Genomic DNA, 15,508 nt, shown 5'->3' with positions numbered 1-15,508 from the left:
GCCATTCAGGCAGCAATCGCCCTTCACCTCGTCGGGAAAATTCTCCATCAGATAGCGCGTGCCCCAGCGCCCGCCGGTCTCCTCGTCGGATACGGCGGTCAGCGTCAACGTGCCTTTCAGCTCATCCTTCAGCCGGTGCAGATAGGCATAGGTGAAGATCGACGCGCTGGTGCCGCACTTCATGTCGGCGGCGCCGCGGCCATAGACCTTGCCGTCCTCCACGTCGCCACTCCATTGATCGCGGTCGCCGGGCACCGGCTCCTGCTCCGGGAACACGTCGATATGGCCGTTCAGCACCAGGTGCCGGCCGGGGGCCGCGCCCACAAAACTGCCAACGATGTTCGGCATCGTCTCCTGCGGCGCTTCGATGCGGTAGGGCAGGCCGGCCTTGTCCAGGAAAGCCTGGATATGCGCCGCCGCCAGCCGCGTATCGCCGGGCGGGTTGGGCGATTTCGCCTTCAGGAATCCGCTGAAGAAAGCGACGAGCTGGTCGCGATCCTGCTCGATCCAGTCGAGCAGCTGACGGCGGTTATCGGACATGACAGGCACAAGCTCCTTGGTCTTGGAGGTGATGAAATTTGCGGCGAATTGCGTCACTTAAGCATAGGAAAACGATTTATCAAACTGTATCCTTTCGCCGAAGCAGCAACCGCGCAAAGCCCCGCCGATGACCGCAACAGCCGCCCTCTCCGCCTTCGTCGTCACCTATCCGCAGGTCGCCGACGGCCCCGCCAGAAGGCTGGCGCGCGAGGGCATCGCCGATGCGATGGCCGGCCTGCTGTCGGGCTGGGACGACATCGCCGTCCGACGCGTACTCGCCGCGCTCAGCGCCCTGTATAATGGCGACGTCGCCCTGGTCGGCCGCAGCGTCGGCCTGCCCGCGCCCGAAGCGGCCCTGGTGAACGGCACCGCCGCCCACGCACTGGATTTCGACGATAATTACGGCCCCCTGGCCGGGCACGCCTCGGCGGTTCTGGTGCCTGCGCTGCTGGCGCTGGGCGAGGCGCGCGAGCGCACCATGCGCGATCTGGTCGATGCCTATATCGTCGGGCTGGAGGCGATGCGCTTCGTCGGCGACGGGGTCAGCCGCACCCAGTACCGGCTGGGCTGGCATACCACAGCCACGGTCGGCGTGATCGGCGTGGCCGCCGCCTGCGCCCGGCTGCTGCGGCTAGGGGCGGATTCGGCCCACCAGGCCATCGCGCTGTCGACCAGCCTGGCGGCCGGCTCGAAGAAGCAGTTCGGCACCATGGCGAAGCCGCTGCATGCCGGGCTGGCGGCGCGCGGCGGCGTCATGGCGGCCCTGCTGGCCGAAGCCGGCGTGACCGCGGCCGAGGAGCCGCTGGCCGGCCCCTGGGGCTATGGCGCGCTGTATACCGGCCAGCCCGGCGGCATTGACTTCCAGGCCTCCATCGATCTGCTGGCGGCGGTGCGGCAAGGCCAAGCGCCGCTCGCCATCGAGACGCATGGCTTGAAGCTGAAGCTGCATCCCTGCTGCGCCAGCTCGCACGCCGCCATCGATCTGATGCTGGATTTGCAGCGCGAGCACGGCTTTTCTGTCGGGGATGTCGACAGCATCGAGGCCATCGTGCGCGAGGTCAGCCTGCGCAATCTGATGTACGACGCGCCCACCGACCCGATGCAGGCGCGCTTTTCCATGCAATATGCCCTGGCGGCGACGCTGCTGGGCGACGGCCGGCTGCGGCTGGGCGACTTTACCGACGCGGCGGTGTCCCGGCCGGAAATCGCGGCGCTGATGCCGCGCATCGCCATGCGGGTGCATGAGCCGGAATCGCCCATCGCCGCCAGCACCCAGGCGGTCGAGCCGGCGCAGATGGTCATCCGCCTGGCCGATGGCCGCGTCCTGGCCGGCACCCGGTTCAACCAGCGCGGCCTGCTGATCGAGCCGTTGAACGCCGAGGATCATGCCGCCAAGCTGCGAGACTGCCTGGCGGGCACGCCCTTCGCGGCGCGCCAGGCGGACATCGCCGCCGGCCTGGCCGATCTCGATTCGCCCCGCCCGATACGCAGCTTCGCCCGGCTGATGGCCGGCTAGCCAGAGGAACGCCAGATGGACACGCTGTTCGAAAACGCCATGGTCGTCACCTGCGACGAGGAGCGCCGCATCCTGCACGACACCAGCGTGGCGGTCAGCGGCGGCAAAGTCGCCGCCATCGGCGCGCGCGACGCGCTGCGCCAGGCCTATCCGCAGGCCGAGCGCATCGACATGACGCGCAAGGCGCTGCTGCCGGGCTTCATCAACTCGCACACCCATACGGTGCTGACCGTGCTGCGCGGCACGGTGGAGGATATGGAGGGCGACGCGGTCTATGGCTTCATGACGCCGATCAGCTTCGCCATGACGCCGGGGGAGCGCGCGGCGATGGCGCGGCTGGGGTGCCTGGAGGCGATCAAGTCGGGGGCGACCACCGCCGTCGACCCGTTCCGCCATGTCGTCTCCTACGCCGATGCGATGGTGGAATCGGGCCTGCGCCTGTACCTGTCGGAAAACTGCGCCGATGCGCTGACGCTGAAGATCCGCCACCGCGAATATGTCTACGACAAAGCCTGGGGTCAGCAATTCCTGGACCGCACGGTGGAGATGATCGAGCGCTATCACGGCGCGGAGAACGGCCGGGTGAACTGCCAGATCGCCGCCCACGCGACGGAGAATTGCTCACCCTGGATGTACGACCAGCTCAACCAGCTCGCCCGCAAGCACGGGCTGCGCCGTACCGTTCATCTGGCGCAAAGCATGAACGAGGTGAACCAGGTGAAGGCGCTGTGCGGCGGCAGCCCGGCAGACTACCTGCTGCAGAACGATTGGCTGGGCGAGGATGTGGTCGGCGCGCACTGGACCTTCTGCACCGAGCGGGATATCGAGCTGCTGGCCGAGCATGGGGTGCATATGGCGCATTGCCCGGCCAATTCCTCCCGCCGGGGGCCGCACAAGGTGCTGGCGAACAAGATCATCGATTGCGGCGTGAACATAGCGCTGGGCACCGACAACATGACGGAGGACATGTTCCACGCCATGAAGATCGGCAGCATCGTGCATCGCGGGGCCTATGGCGGCTCCGTCAGCCCCGGGCCGCAGGCGCTGCTGGACGGGGTGACGCGCAACGGCGCGAAGGCGCTGGGGGAGACCGCGCGGCTGGGCAGCATCGAGACCGGCAAGCTGGCCGACCTGATCACGCTGGACCTCGACCACGCCACGCTGCGGCCGATCATCAATCTGGTCGCCAACATCGTGCATTACGGACAGCCCGAGGCGGTGCGCGACGTGATGGTTGAAGGCCGCTTCGTGATGCGCGACCGCACGGTGCTGACCTATGACGAGCGCGCCGTCATCGACGACGCCCAGGCCGCCACCGAAAGCGCCTGGAAACGCCTGTTCGAGCAAGCCCCCGACCTGCCGAAACCCGACGGGGCCTGGTGGCTCTGAGCATAGCCTTTCCGCAAAGAGGGGATGACGCGGCCGGATAGATGCCCGTCATCCCCGCGCGGATTACCCGGCGGTGCTGGGCACCGGCGTGTTGAGCAACTGCTGCTCCCACAAATACGCAATGCCGCTGCCGCCGGCATGCTGCGTGATCACCTCCGTCAGCTTGACGGCGGTATCCATCCGGGCCCAATCGCGCTGCCACTCCGCCGCCACGGCCAACCAGGTCATCATGTTCGCGCCGGCCCCGATCATGCGCTGGATGGCGACCTGATGGGCCTCGACCGACACGCCGCCGGAGGCGTCAGTGACGACGGTCACATCCCAGCCTTCGCCAAGGGCCTGGATCGCCGGCATCGCGACGCACACCTCGGTCCACAGCCCCGCCATGATCAGCTGCTTGCGGCCCATCGCCTTGACCGCGTCGACCACCTTCGGGTCCTCCCAGGTATTGATGAACGTCCGGTCGATCACCTCCTGGCCGGGGAACACATCGGTGATCTGGGGGAACAGCAAGCCGCCCCGCTCGGCGATCACCGTCGTCAGGATCGTGGGAACGCCGAAGGCCTTCGCCGCCTTCGCCAGCCCCGCCGTATTGTTGATCACCATCTGCGGTTCGTGGCTGTTCACATTCGCGAGCTGGTAAGGCTGATGGTCGATCAGAACGAGTACCGAATCTTCGGGGCGAAGAAGCGAAGCAAGCCCGTTGCGAAAGGTCATGACTATCCTCTGCTGTCGTAGGGTGAGGCTGGTTTGCCGGGAGACGCGCGCCGACCGCGCACTGCCAGGATCGACATTGGCATTCCCCCTTATGCTACGGTAGCGGGACTTCCCGTTACTCTGTGTCGCGCAAAGGGGAACGCCGAATTGGATATCGAAGAGCTGAGGACCTTTGTGGAAGTCGCCGATGCCGGGGGCGTTTCGCCCGCCGCGCGCCGCCTCGGCATCGCCAAGTCAATCGTCAGTCGGCGTCTCTTCCGGCTGGAGGATGAGCTTGGCGTCCAGCTTCTTGCCCGCACCACCCGCGGCGCGGCCCTTACGGAAGCCGGGACAACGTTCCGGGATTACGCCGCCAGGGTGTGCGCCGAGATCGACGCGGCAAGGGAGACGATCCTGCCCGCTGGCGAGCTTCGCGGCCGCTTGCGGATTGCCGCGCCGCTTTCTTTCGGCCCGACGCATTTTGCCCCCGTGCTCGCCGACATGGCCAGACGCCATCCCCAGCTCCACATCCACACCTGCTACACCGACCGCTTCGTCGATCTTATCGCGGAGGGTTACGATTGCGCGATCCGGGTGGGCTATCTGCAGGATTCCAATCTGCTCGCACGGCGCGTCGGACCGATCTACGGCAAGCTGGTCGCGAGCCCTGACTACATCGCGGCGCATGGGGCGCCTGAGACGCCGGAGGAGCTCCTCGCCCATCAGGCCGTCATGCAGGGCACCGAAGCCTGGCAGCTCACGGATGGCGACAAGATCATCACCGTTCGTCCGCAGGGACGCTTCAAAGCCGATAATGGCACGGCTCTCGTCGCGGCCGCAGCGGCGGGACTTGGGATCGCCTATCTACCCGACGGCCTCACGCACGAACTTTTGGCCTCCGGCGCGCTTGTTCCGGTGATGACGCGCTATCCACCGCCGCCAGCGGGCATCTATGTCATCCGCCCGCCGGGTCAACACCCCGCCCGGAAGGTAAGAATCCTCACCGAACGGCTGATCGAGTGTTTCGAGCAGACTCAGCGCGTTGGCTGAACCGCTCGCTTTCCACCGGCGCTGGGCCGCATGCTTTCATTACGGCGCGACCGAGGCGGCGATGCTCTGGTCCAGCGCTTCGAATTTGCCCAGCCCGATCGTGTCGTACAGCTCCTTGCGGGTCTGCATCTCGCCCTGCATCGCGGTGGTCGCCCCATCGCGGGCAAGCGCCGCGTAGAGCCGCTCCTGCGCCTTGTTCGCGACGCGCAATGAAGAGACCGGCCAGATCACCATGTCATAGCCCAGCGCTTCGAACTCGGCCGCGGTGAGCGCGGGCGTGCGGCCGAACTCGGTCATGTTGGCGAGCAGTTTGACCCCCGGCAACCCGGCGCGCACCTGCTTGAAATCGTCAATGCTGGTCAGCGCCTCGGGGAAGATCGCATCCGCGCCGGCCTCGACATACAGCCTGGCGCGCGCGATCGCCCCGTCGATGCCTTCCGAGGCCGCCGCATCGGTGCGCGCGATCACCACAATGTCGCGCGCGGCGCGGGTGGCGGCGGCCACCTTGAGCGCCATGTCCGCGGGCGACGCAAGCTTCTTGTCGTTCAGATGACCGCATTTCTTCGGCAGCAGCTGGTCCTCCAGATGCACGGCCCCCGCGCCCGCCTCCTCGAAGCTGCGCACCATATGCATGACGTTCAACGCCTCGCCATAGCCGGTATCGCCATCGACCAGCACCGGCAGGCCGGAGGCGCGCGCGATCTGGCGGATAAAGAAGCAGACCTCATCCACGGTGATGATGCCGAGATCAGGCAGGCCCATCGACGCGGTCATCGCCGCCCCGGACAGATAAAGCACCTCGAACCCCACAGCCTTGGCCTGCAGGGCCGCTTGTCCATTATGGGCGCCGGGCAGGCGTAGAATGCCAGGTTCCTCCAGCTTCCTGCGAAAGCGGCGCCCAGCGCTTTCGGTGGGGATATCCTGCGCGATCAGATAGGTCATCGTCTCACTCCGCCGCCGTGGAAAGCGAAAGGCCGCGCTTATCGAGCGGCACGAAAGCGCGATTGTCCGGCCCGATGTAGTTGGCCGAGGGACGGATAATCTTGTTGTCCTCGCGCTGCTCGATCACATGCGCGCCCCATCCCGCGGAACGCGAAATGACGAAGACCGGGGTGAACATCGCCGTCGGCACGCCCAGCAGATGATAGGAAACCGCCGAATACCAGTCGAGATTGGGGAACATGCGCTTGGCATCCATCATCACTGTCTCGATCCGCTCGGCAATGGCGAACATCTTCATCGAGCCGGCCTGTTCGGACAGGCGGCGGGCGACGCGCTTGATCACCATATTGCGTGGATCGCAGACGGTATAGACCGGGTGGCCGAAGCCGATGACGACCTCTTTGCGCTCCAGGCGCGCCCGGATATCCGCCTCGGCCTCTTCGGCCGCGCCATAGCGTTTCTGGATCTCGAAGGCGACCTCGTTGGCGCCGCCATGCTTCGGCCCGCGCAGCGCGCCGATGGCCCCGGTCACGGCGGAATAAACGTCCGATCCGGTTCCCGCGATCGAGCGCGCCGTGAAGGTCGAGGCGTTGAATTCATGCTCGGCATAGAGATTCAGCGTGGTCTGCATCGCCCGCACATGATCGAGCGAGGGCGCGTGCCCGGACAGCAAATGCAGGAAATGCCCGGCAATGCTGTCATCATCGGTCTCGACCTCGATGCGCCGGCCGTGCTGGGCGTAATGATACCAGTAGAGCAGCATTGAGCCCTGCGCGGCGATCAGACGGTCGATGATGTCGCGCGCGCCCGGCATATTGTGGTCCGCCGCCTCGGGCAGGGCGCAGCCGAGCGCCGACACGCCGGAGCGCACAACGTCCATGGGATGCGCGGCCGCCGGGATCGCCTCAAGCGTGTCGCGCACCGCCTTGGGCAAGCCGCGCAGGGCCCGCAGCTTGCTCTTGTAGGCGGCAAGTTCAGCGGCCGTGGGCAAGGCGCCATGGATCAGCAGATGCGCCACCTCCTCATAGTCGCAGGCCTCAGCCAGATCGAGAATGTCATAGCCGCGATAATGCAGATCGTTGCCGCTCTGCCCGACCGAACAGAGCGCGGTATTGCCCGCCGTGACGCCGGACAGCGCCACGGATTTCTTGGGTTTCATCACGGAACCGCTCATGATTGCCCCTCCTCATTTCCAGTCGCAAATGCCATGCGGGCGCGGCGCGCCGAGCTTTTCGGGGTCCACCGCGAAGGTGAGCTGGCCGAGTTCGCCCGCCTTCAGCCCGGCCAAGCCTTCGGCCGCATCAAGGAAGCGCCGCTGCTCCCCGGCGCTCAGCACGCCGTCGGACAGGGTCATGAATTTCCGCACATAGTTGGCGCGCACGAAGGGGCGGGCTCCATGGGGGTGCGCGTCGGCCAGCGCCAGCTCGTCCACAATCTCCGAGCCATCGTCCAGCGTGATCGTCACCCGCCCGCCAAAGGCCTTTTCGTTCGGGTCGCGGGCATGATAGCGGCGCGTCCATTTCGGATCTTCGGCGGTGGCTATCTTGTGCCAGAGCGCCACGGTCGAGGGGCGCTGCGCGCGTTCGGCGAAATAGCTTTTTTCGTGGTGCCAGTCGCCATCCTCCAGCGCGACCGCGAAGATGTACATGATCGAATGGTCCAGCGTCTCGCGGCTGGCCTTCGGGTCCATCTTCTGCGGATCGTTCGCCCCGGTGCCGATCACGAAGTGGGTGTGATGCGAGGTCTCGATCAGGATCGACTTGACCCTGGTCAGATCGCCGACCTTGGGGCCCATGCTCCGGGCGAGATCGATCAGCGCCTGGGACTGGTATTCGGCCGAATGTTCCTTGGTATAGGTGTCGAGGATCGCGCGCTTCGTCTCCCCCTTCGCGGGCAGCGGCACATGATAGACGGCCTCCGGGCCGCTGAGCAGCCAGGCGATGAACCCGTCCTCGCCCTCCCACGCCGGGCTCGGCGCGCCTTCGCCGCGCATCACCCGGTCCACCGCCTCGACGGCCATCTTGCCGGCAAAGGCTGGGGCGTAGGCTTTCCACGAGGATATCTCGCCCTTGCGGCTCTGCCGGGTGGTGGTGGTGACGTGCAGCGCTTGCTGGATCGCCTGCCAGACCACCTCGACCGGCAGGTCAAGCGCCGTGCCGATGCCGGCGGCGGCGGACGGTCCGAGATGGGCGATGTGATCGATCTTGTGTTCATGCAGGCAGATGCCTTTCACCAGATCGACCTGGATTTCATAGCCCGTCGCCAGCCCCCGGATCAGATCGGCGCCCGACAGGCCGCAATGCTGCGCCACCGCGAGGATCGGCGGAATATTGTCGCCGGGGTGGGAATAGTCGGCAGCCAGAAACGTGTCGTGGAAATCCAGTTCCCGCACCGCCGCGCCATTCGCCCAGGCCGCCCATTCCGGGCTTACCCGGGTTTCGGCGGGCATGCCGAAGACCGTCGCGCCGGGCGCATAGGGATGGCACAGCGCCTGCGTTCGCGCCGACGCCACCGGCCGCCGCGCCACCGAAGCGGCCGCGACCGCAGCATTGTCGATCACCCGGTTGATGATCATCTCGGCGACCTCGGCCTCGACCGCGACCGGATCGGCGGCCACTTCGGCAATCTTCCAGGCAAGCTGGTCTTCGCGGGCAAGGTGTTCGGCGGATTTGTAGGTCCGCACTTCGTGCATCTTCATGCTGTTTCTACTTTCCTCAGTATTTCCCCCGCGATGGCCCGCGGCCGTCCGGCCGCGTCCACCGCCACCATCTCGAACCGCCCGTGCAACACGGCTCGACGCTGGCCGGTCGCCATGTCCTCCGCTTCGCCTACGACCGCGACACTCATGGAGCTGCATCCCACGCGGACGACCTTGGCCCTCAGTTCGAGCAATTCGCCGACCCGGATCGGCGCGGCGAAATCCACCCGGTCGGAGCACGCCATCACCACCGCCCCGCGCGCCTTGCGCGTCGCGGCGGCGAAGGCCGCCTTGGCCATCAGACACAGCGCATTGCCGCCGAACAGCGTGCCGTAATGGTTCGCCTGTTCGGGAAAGATCATCTCGGCCATTACGGCGGAACCGTCACCGCTGGACGGGTGAGACATGGACATTGGGCTCCCTCTGGCAGCCTTCGCAACATTGGCAAAGGGAGCTTTTCACAGATCGAAGGGCACGCTAAACTACTGAAAATGCGTAAAATTGCGAAGGCAACGGGTAATAATTGCGAATATTGCGAAGGACAGTGAATGACGAAAGCCTTCATGGGCGTCCGGCTGCAACGCCTGCGGGAGGAGCGCGGGATGACGCAGGTTGCCCTGGCGCGGGCGCTGGAATTGAGCCCCAGCTATCTCAACCAGCTGGAACGCAACCAGCGCCCCCTGACTGTGCCGGTGCTGCTAAAGCTGAACGCCGTGTTCGGGCTGGACGTCCAGCTTTTCTCCGAAGCCGAGGAAGCGCGGCTGATCCCCGACCTGCGCGCGGCGCTGGCCGATCAGGGCGCCAGCGCCTCGCTGGCGGAACTGCGCTCACTCGCGGCCAACATGCCCGGCATCGCCCGCACGATCGTCTCGATGCAAGCGCGATTGCGCGAAACCGCAGAACAGATAGACCTGGTGAACGGTCGCATCACCGGGGAGATCGGCCCGGCCCCAGCCCCATTCGAGGCCGTCCGCGACTGGTTCTACGAGCATCGCAACTACATTCCCGCCCTGGACGAGGCGGCGGAAGGCATCGGCAAGGGACTGCGCCTCGGACGGGCGGCCGAAGGACTGGCCGACCGCCTTGCCGGACGGCACGGCATCCGCGTGGCGCTGGAGGAGGATTCTCCCACGCTGCGCCGCCACGATGCCGCATCGGCCACCCTGCACCTGTCGACACGCCTCACGCCCGGCCAGCGCGCCTTTCAGATGGCGACGCAGATCGGCTTTCTTGAGCATGGGCCGGAGATCGACCGGCTGACCGACGAAGCGGCCATGGAAAGCGAGGAGGCGCGGGGTTTGCTGCGCATCGGCCTGGCGAATTACTTCGCGGGAGCGCTGATCCTGCCCTACGGCGCCTTCATCGCAGCCGCCGAAGCCGAACGCTACGACATCGAATTGCTCGCCCGCCGCTTCGGCGTAGGGTTCGAGACCACCTGTCACCGGCTATCGACCCTGCAAAGGCCGCAGGCGCGCGGCGTTCCCTTCTTCTTCATCCGGGTCGACCGGGCCGGGAATATCTCGAAACGGCAATCGGCCACCGATTTTCACTTTTCCCGGATCGGCGGCTCCTGTCCGTTATGGAATGTCTATGAAGCGTTTTCCCGCCCCGGCGAAGTGTTGACGCAGGTGGCGCAGATGCCCGACGGACGGTCCTATCTTTGGGTGGCGCGCACGGTGAGCCATGGCGCGGGCGGCTATGGCGCGCCGGTCAAGCGCTTTGCCGTCGCGCTGGGCTGCGACCTCGCCCATGCCGAGCGGCTTACCTATTCGCACAGGCTCGACCTGCGCAACCCCGACCTTGCCACGCCGATCGGCGCGGGCTGCAAGATCTGCGACCGCCCCGCCTGCCCGCAACGCGCCTTCCCGATGAGCGGGCGCCCCGTGCGCCCCGACCCGAACCGCTCACGCTTTGCGCCCTATTCCGCCGGGTAGCCAATTGCCCAGTTGTTGCGAATAATTCTCACTCTGGTTAATCCCCCCGCATCGCAATGCAATAGGCTTTCAGGGCGGGGATGGTGGGAGGCAACGATATCAAGCGGCTGTTCCTCGCGCATCGCGGCGAGTTGCAAGCCTACCTCACCCGGAAACTGCGCAACGCCGACGTTGCCGCGGAACTGACGCAGGAGACCTTTCTGCGCTTCGCGGAGCATAGCGGCAGCCCGGCGGCGATCACCCCGATCAGCCATGACCGCTCCTATCTGTATCGCGTGGCGCATAATCTGGCGGTCGATTATGTGCGCGGGCAGCGGCGGGAAAATGCCGATTCGGGTCTGGAGGACCGGCTGGCCGAGACACCCGACGACGCGCCCTCGCCCGAACAGGTGGCGTGCGGCCAGAGCGAACCGACTCCCGGCCTCACATCCGTCCTATCTAGGAAGAGCCCGGCCCATAGCCTTGCCAGAAAGTTGGATTGACGCTTGAACAACCCGTCGCAGCGCCAAGACGAGATCGAACGGCGGCTGAAAGACTCCCAGGCGCGCGGCGGGCACACCGCGCGCCTGGGGCTGCGCGATCGAAAGAGCGATTAGAATTTCATGTTCAGCTTCACGCCGACGAAGCGCGGCATGCCGACCGTGGCGGCGATGTCATTGTCGTTATAGAGAAAATATTCCTTGTCGAAGATGTTCTCGGCGAACAACGTCGCGGTCCAGTTCTCATAGCGATAGCCGACCTGGGCGTTGGCCGTGACATAGCTGCTGAGCGTATCCTGCGGCGCGCTGCCCAGGCGGGCCATGAAATCGTCCGTGTATTTCGCGTCCGCGCCGATGAAGAAGCCGGAGCGGTGCTCGTACAGCGCGCCCAGCGCCACGCTCCATTCCGGCGCTTCCGGGAAGGGCAGGCCGGACAGATTGCCGGCGCTGGCGCTGTCGAAATCCTCGAACTCGGTATCGACATACCCCACCGACAGAAAGCCGGTCAGCTCCCGCGTCAGCGACGCCTGGGCCTCCACCTCGAAGCCGTAGGCGCGCGAGCTGGCGGCATTCACGACCGACGAGGAGGAGAAATCCCCCGGCGTCGCCAGCGTTTCCACCTGCTGGTCCTTGTAATCGACATAGAACAGGTTGGCGGCCACGTTCAGCCGGTTGTTCAGGTAGCGGCCCTTGTAGGAAAGCTCATAGTTCCAGGCATATTCCGGGTCGAAGGTGTAGACTTGGCCGGTCGAGCGCTGAAGGCCGGCGCCACCCGCGCGGAAGCCTTCCTGGATCGTGAAGCCGACCGAATGGTCGGGACCCAGCTCCTTGATGATGCCGATCTTCGGCAGCAGCACCGTCTCCCGGACCGTATAGTTGAAATCGGTCGACGCCACGCCGTTGCGCGAAAAGAACTGGGTGCCGTCCTGGTCGGTATAGTCGACGCGGCCGCCAAGCACGAATTTCCAGCTCGGCACGAACTCGTAGGTCGCCTCGCCGAACATCGCCAGATTGCGCGTCTCCTGCGTCGACTGGCTGATGTCCGAGGAAGCGCCGAAATAATTCGGCCGCAGATAATTATTATCGTCGTCCTGGTAAGAACCATACAGGCCGAACACGGCGTCCAGCCGGTCGCCGTAATAATTCAGCCGGAACTCCTGGGTGATCAACGACTGAACGAACCGCCCCAGAGTGATATCGGTCTCGCCCGGCGTGCCGGCATTGACCGACGGCCGGTCGGTCTGCGAGCGGGTGAAGCCGGTGTGCGAGGTCAGCATCAGGCTGTCGCTGAAATCATGCGTGACCTCCAGCCCGGCATTATGCACGAAGCCGCGCCGAATCTCGGCGAAGTTCGGCGTGTTGAAATCGCCCCGCTTCTCGTCGAACGCGAAGCCGAGCCCGGGCCCGGCGATATCGCGCAGCGCCGGCGCGTCCTCGGAATAGGAGTAGGTCACCAGCGCCCGCGTATCGTCGAACTTGTCCGGTTCCAGCAGGAATTTGCCGCGGATGGTGAAATACTCGTCGGTGAAGATATCCTCGTAATTGGCGAAATTGCTGTAGGTCGGATAATTGATCTCGCTCTCGCTGCGCTGATATTCGGCCGTCAGGCGCAACGCCGCCTGGTTGTCCACCAGGGGGGCATTCACCATCAGCGCGCCGCCGCGCGTATCCATGTTGCCGACCAGCCCCTCGGCCTCGGCCTCGTATTCGTAGGTCGGATCCTTGGTCTTTACATAGACCGCGCCGGCCAGCGCGGCACGCCCGGCCAGGGTGGATTGCGGGCCGCGATAGACCTCCACCTGCTGCGCATCGAACAGGCCGCGCGCGCCGCGCCGCGCGCCCATCACGGTCTGCTGCACGCCGTCGATATAGAAACTGGCCAGCGGCGCGCCGCCGGGCGTCAGCCCCTCGGAATTCAGGCCGCGAATGACGAAGCCGGCATCGTTGAAATCCGAATCCTGCACATTCGCCATGGTGCGGAAGCTGCTGCGGATATCGCGGATTTCCCGGCGCTCGATATCCTGCTGGCTGACGATGCCGACGCTGGAGGTGACATCTTCCAGCGTGGTCGTCGTCTTGGCGCCAAACACGGTCACCGGCGCCAGCGCGAGCGCCGCAGCACCGCTCGCCGCGGCGGCAGGCGCGGCGCTTGGCGCGCGCGCGGGAGCCGGCACCAGCGTGACCGTGACGGCATCGACATAGCGATAGGTCAACCCTGTGCCGGCCAGCAGCGCGACCAGCGCCTGTTCCGCGCTGTAGATGCCGCGCGCGCCGGGCGACGCCACCCCGCGCGTCAGATCGCCGCTGACCAGCACCTGGATGCGGGTGGCGTTGGAGAAAGCCGTCAGCGCATCGTCGAGCGGCTGCGGCGCGATGGCGAGGGTCTGGCGGGCGCTGTTGGCCTGCGCCTGCTGCGGGGCCGTGGCCTGCGCCATGGCCGTGGCGATCCCCGTCAGCATCGTGGTGCCGGCCAGCACCGCAACCATCATCGACCGGAGACCGGCCGCCCCCGCCATACGCTTGTTCATCGTCCAACGCCCCTATCGTTCTAAAAATGCGACGCACTCGCATTCCCCTGCCGATAGGACGACAAAGGCGGGCCGATTACGGGGTGATTTTTTACGACCGCGCCGAAATCACCGTGACCAGGGGCGAGAACCGGCGGATTTCCAGCTTCATCACCGCCGCCAGAGCGGAGAGCGCGCGGTCGGTATTCTCGATATCGAACGCGCCGGTCACCGGCCGCTGCGCCAGCGTGTCGTCCAGCAGCAGGATCATGCCGGGGCGATAACGCTCCAACTCCGCCAGCACCTGGCCCAGCGGCCGCTGCCGGAAAACGATCCGACCGCCGCGCCAGGCCAGCAGGGAGGCGACATCGACCGTCTCTACCGGCCCCGTCGCCATCGCCTGGGTGCGGACCGACTGGCCGGCGCGCAGCACGACCGCCCCTTCGTCGCCCTGTCCCACGCCCTCCCCGTCGCTCCTTCCGGGTAACACCTCGACCGTGCCCTGCGCGACCGTCACCTTGGCCCCTTCCGGCAGCAGCCGCACCGCAAAGGCCGTGCCGGTCACCCGGACCGCGCCATAGGCGGTCTCGACCACGAAGGGCCGATCCGCATCCGGCACGATTTCGAAGAAGGCTTCCCCACGCAGCAACCGCACGCGCCGTTCCGTCGCGCTGCCGGCGATCTCCAGCGCGCTATCCACATTAAGTTCCACCCGGCTGCCATCGGCCAGCACTTGCTGGTGCCGTTCCTGCCCGCCGGTGCGGTAGTCGGCGCGCAGATCGATCCAGATATCCGGCCCCACCCGCGCCCCGACCATCAGCAGAATGGCGGCCGCCATGGCCCAGCGGGCCGGTCGCAGGCCAGGACGCGGCGCGCGCGGCGTCATGCCGGCGATGCGCGGCTCCATCGCCACGGCGCCGCTGGCGGCAAAGATCGCCTCGATCTCGCTCCAGGCGGCCGCGTGACGCGGGTCGGAATCGTGCCATGCATGGAAGGCCCGCCAATCGGCCGGGGTCGCATCGTCGGCATGCAGCCGGGCAAACCAGCCACTGGCATCGTCCACGATGCGCTCTTCGTCAGGTGCAGACGGGTTCGGCATGGCGACGCGGCTTTGTCCGATCCGGGAGGGAAACAGAGTCATGATTATAGGACGCTCGGCCGTCACGAATCACGGGGTCAGCCGCCGCGCATTTTGCGATGGCACAGGCGCAGGGCGTGCTGCACGTGATATTCCACGGTGCGCGGCGAGATGCCCAGACGCCCGGCGATGTCGCGATAGCTCAGCCCTTCCAGGCGGAACAGCAAGAACACCTCCCGGCTGCGTGGCGGCAATTCGGCGATGGCGTCGCGCACCAGCGCCAGCCGCCGCCGCGCCTCCAGCGTCACTTCCGGCGAGGCGGCGGGACTCGGCAGCGATGCCGCCACCGTCACGATATCGACATGCGGCCGGCGCGCCTGCTGGCGGCGCACGTCGCGGGCCAGATTGGCGGCAATGGTGAACAGCAGCCCCCGCCCATCCTGGGCCGGGGTCTCACGCACCGCCTTCAGGAAGCGAAGATAGGATTCCTGCGCCAGATCAGCCGCCTGGTCGCGCGAGCCCAGGAAGTGGGTCAGGAACCGGCACAGCGCCTGATGGTGCTGCGCGAACAGCGCCGCCGCCTCTCCGGCTTCTCCATGCTTATCGACCGTCACCGGCGCTTCCCTCTCCTGGACCCTTGAGAGGTATCGTTATTGCTTCTTACTCGCAATCAACAAAT

At 66.1% G+C, this 15,508-nt stretch carries 14 protein-coding genes; 5 read left to right on the top strand and 9 right to left on the bottom strand.

The window, feature by feature from the left end; translation table 11 throughout:
* Positions 1 to 540: M20/M25/M40 family metallo-hydrolase (locus AUP43_RS14785; RefSeq protein ID WP_157089373.1), on the bottom strand; the 540-nt coding region annotated here is incomplete at its 3' end.
* A 127-nt stretch (positions 541 to 667) separates the two neighbouring features.
* Between AUP43_RS14785 and AUP43_RS14780 the strand changes: the two genes are divergently transcribed.
* Complete coding sequence (locus AUP43_RS14780; protein WP_067558712.1) at positions 668 to 2,056, top strand: MmgE/PrpD family protein; 1,389 nt, start codon at positions 668 to 670, stop codon at positions 2,054 to 2,056.
* Between the two features lie 15 nt (positions 2,057 to 2,071).
* Positions 2,072 to 3,445, top strand: coding sequence for an amidohydrolase family protein (locus AUP43_RS14775; protein WP_067558709.1), 1,374 nt, complete (start codon positions 2,072 to 2,074; stop codon positions 3,443 to 3,445).
* 63 nt (positions 3,446 to 3,508) lie between these two features.
* Here the strand turns inward: AUP43_RS14775 and AUP43_RS14770 are convergent, their stop codons facing one another.
* Positions 3,509 to 4,162: a hydrolase gene (locus AUP43_RS14770; RefSeq protein ID WP_067558706.1), complete on the bottom strand. Its 654-nt coding sequence runs from the start codon at positions 4,160 to 4,162 to the stop codon at positions 3,509 to 3,511.
* Positions 4,163 to 4,309: 147 nt separating this feature from the next.
* Between AUP43_RS14770 and AUP43_RS14765 the strand changes: the two genes are divergently transcribed.
* Positions 4,310 to 5,191 (top strand): LysR family transcriptional regulator, encoded by an 882-nt coding sequence (locus tag AUP43_RS14765; protein WP_067558703.1) that lies wholly within the window; start codon positions 4,310 to 4,312, stop codon positions 5,189 to 5,191.
* A 39-nt stretch (positions 5,192 to 5,230) separates the two neighbouring features.
* Here the strand turns inward: AUP43_RS14765 and prpB are convergent, their stop codons facing one another.
* Genes prpB through AUP43_RS14745 form a run of 4 tightly spaced genes read right to left on the bottom strand, consistent with a single transcriptional unit; the run spans position 5,231 to position 9,202 of the window.
* Positions 5,231 to 6,133: a methylisocitrate lyase gene (gene prpB, locus AUP43_RS14760; RefSeq protein ID WP_067558700.1), complete on the bottom strand. Its 903-nt coding sequence runs from the start codon at positions 6,131 to 6,133 to the stop codon at positions 5,231 to 5,233.
* A 4-nt stretch (positions 6,134 to 6,137) separates the two neighbouring features.
* Complete coding sequence (gene prpC / locus AUP43_RS14755; RefSeq protein WP_067558699.1) at positions 6,138 to 7,307, bottom strand: bifunctional 2-methylcitrate synthase/citrate synthase; 1,170 nt, start codon at positions 7,305 to 7,307, stop codon at positions 6,138 to 6,140.
* Positions 7,308 to 7,319: 12 nt separating this feature from the next.
* Entirely contained in the window at positions 7,320 to 8,831 is a 1,512-nt protein-coding gene (locus AUP43_RS14750) for an MmgE/PrpD family protein (protein WP_067558697.1), read from the bottom strand.
* Positions 8,828 to 9,202 (bottom strand): acyl-CoA thioesterase, encoded by a 375-nt coding sequence (locus AUP43_RS14745; RefSeq protein ID WP_232315193.1) that lies wholly within the window; start codon positions 9,200 to 9,202, stop codon positions 8,828 to 8,830. The genes AUP43_RS14750 and AUP43_RS14745 overlap by 4 nt, the downstream gene beginning before the upstream one ends.
* Before the next feature lie 177 nt (positions 9,203 to 9,379).
* On the opposite strand from AUP43_RS14745, the gene AUP43_RS14740 reads away from it, so the two are divergent.
* Positions 9,380 to 10,765 (top strand): short-chain fatty acyl-CoA regulator family protein, encoded by a 1,386-nt coding sequence (locus tag AUP43_RS14740; RefSeq protein ID WP_067558694.1) that lies wholly within the window; start codon positions 9,380 to 9,382, stop codon positions 10,763 to 10,765.
* Between the two features lie 80 nt (positions 10,766 to 10,845).
* The gene (locus AUP43_RS14735; protein WP_067558692.1) at positions 10,846 to 11,247 is read left to right on the top strand and encodes an RNA polymerase sigma factor; all 402 of its coding nucleotides are present in this window, start codon (positions 10,846 to 10,848) and stop codon (positions 11,245 to 11,247) included.
* 110 nt (positions 11,248 to 11,357) lie between these two features.
* Here AUP43_RS14735 and AUP43_RS14730 read toward each other — a convergent pair whose 3' ends face one another.
* The 3 genes from AUP43_RS14730 to AUP43_RS14720 form a co-directional block, all read right to left on the bottom strand.
* Complete coding sequence (locus tag AUP43_RS14730) at positions 11,358 to 13,772, bottom strand: TonB-dependent receptor domain-containing protein (RefSeq protein WP_084462837.1); 2,415 nt, start codon at positions 13,770 to 13,772, stop codon at positions 11,358 to 11,360.
* Positions 13,773 to 13,863: 91 nt separating this feature from the next.
* Positions 13,864 to 14,892 carry a FecR family protein gene (locus tag AUP43_RS14725; protein ID WP_084462836.1) on the bottom strand — a complete coding sequence of 343 codons (1,029 nt, stop codon included), beginning with the start codon at positions 14,890 to 14,892 and terminating at the stop codon, positions 13,864 to 13,866.
* A 35-nt stretch (positions 14,893 to 14,927) separates the two neighbouring features.
* Entirely contained in the window at positions 14,928 to 15,443 is a 516-nt protein-coding gene (locus AUP43_RS14720; protein ID WP_067558685.1) for an RNA polymerase sigma factor, read from the bottom strand.
* Positions 15,444 to 15,508: the final 65 nt, after the last annotated feature.

The organism is Oceanibaculum pacificum (assembly GCF_001618175.1).
Lineage (GTDB): Bacteria > Pseudomonadota > Alphaproteobacteria > Oceanibaculales > Oceanibaculaceae > Oceanibaculum > Oceanibaculum pacificum.
This window is presented reverse-complemented; position numbering and strand designations above follow the sequence as displayed.

Excerpts from the sequence above, each read along its gene's own strand:
- AUP43_RS14780 (WP_067558712.1), top strand. The coding sequence starts at position 668 with ATGACCGCAACAGCCGCCCTCTCCGCCTTCGTCGTCACCTATCCGCAG.
- AUP43_RS14775 (WP_067558709.1), top strand. The coding sequence starts at position 2,072 with ATGGACACGCTGTTCGAAAACGCCATGGTCGTCACCTGCGACGAGGAG.
- AUP43_RS14770 (WP_067558706.1), bottom strand. The coding sequence starts at position 4,162 with ATGACCTTTCGCAACGGGCTTGCTTCGCTTCTTCGCCCCGAAGATTCG.
- prpB (WP_067558700.1), bottom strand. The coding sequence starts at position 6,133 with ATGACCTATCTGATCGCGCAGGATATCCCCACCGAAAGCGCTGGGCGC.
- prpC (WP_067558699.1), bottom strand. The coding sequence starts at position 7,307 with ATGAGCGGTTCCGTGATGAAACCCAAGAAATCCGTGGCGCTGTCCGGC.
- AUP43_RS14750 (WP_067558697.1), bottom strand. The coding sequence starts at position 8,831 with ATGAAGATGCACGAAGTGCGGACCTACAAATCCGCCGAACACCTTGCC.
- AUP43_RS14745 (WP_232315193.1), bottom strand. The coding sequence starts at position 9,202 with ATGGCCGAGATGATCTTTCCCGAACAGGCGAACCATTACGGCACGCTG.
- AUP43_RS14740 (WP_067558694.1), top strand. The coding sequence starts at position 9,380 with ATGACGAAAGCCTTCATGGGCGTCCGGCTGCAACGCCTGCGGGAGGAG.
- AUP43_RS14735 (WP_067558692.1), top strand. The coding sequence starts at position 10,846 with ATGGTGGGAGGCAACGATATCAAGCGGCTGTTCCTCGCGCATCGCGGC.
- AUP43_RS14730 (WP_084462837.1), bottom strand. The coding sequence starts at position 13,772 with ATGAACAAGCGTATGGCGGGGGCGGCCGGTCTCCGGTCGATGATGGTT.
- AUP43_RS14725 (WP_084462836.1), bottom strand. The coding sequence starts at position 14,892 with ATGACTCTGTTTCCCTCCCGGATCGGACAAAGCCGCGTCGCCATGCCG.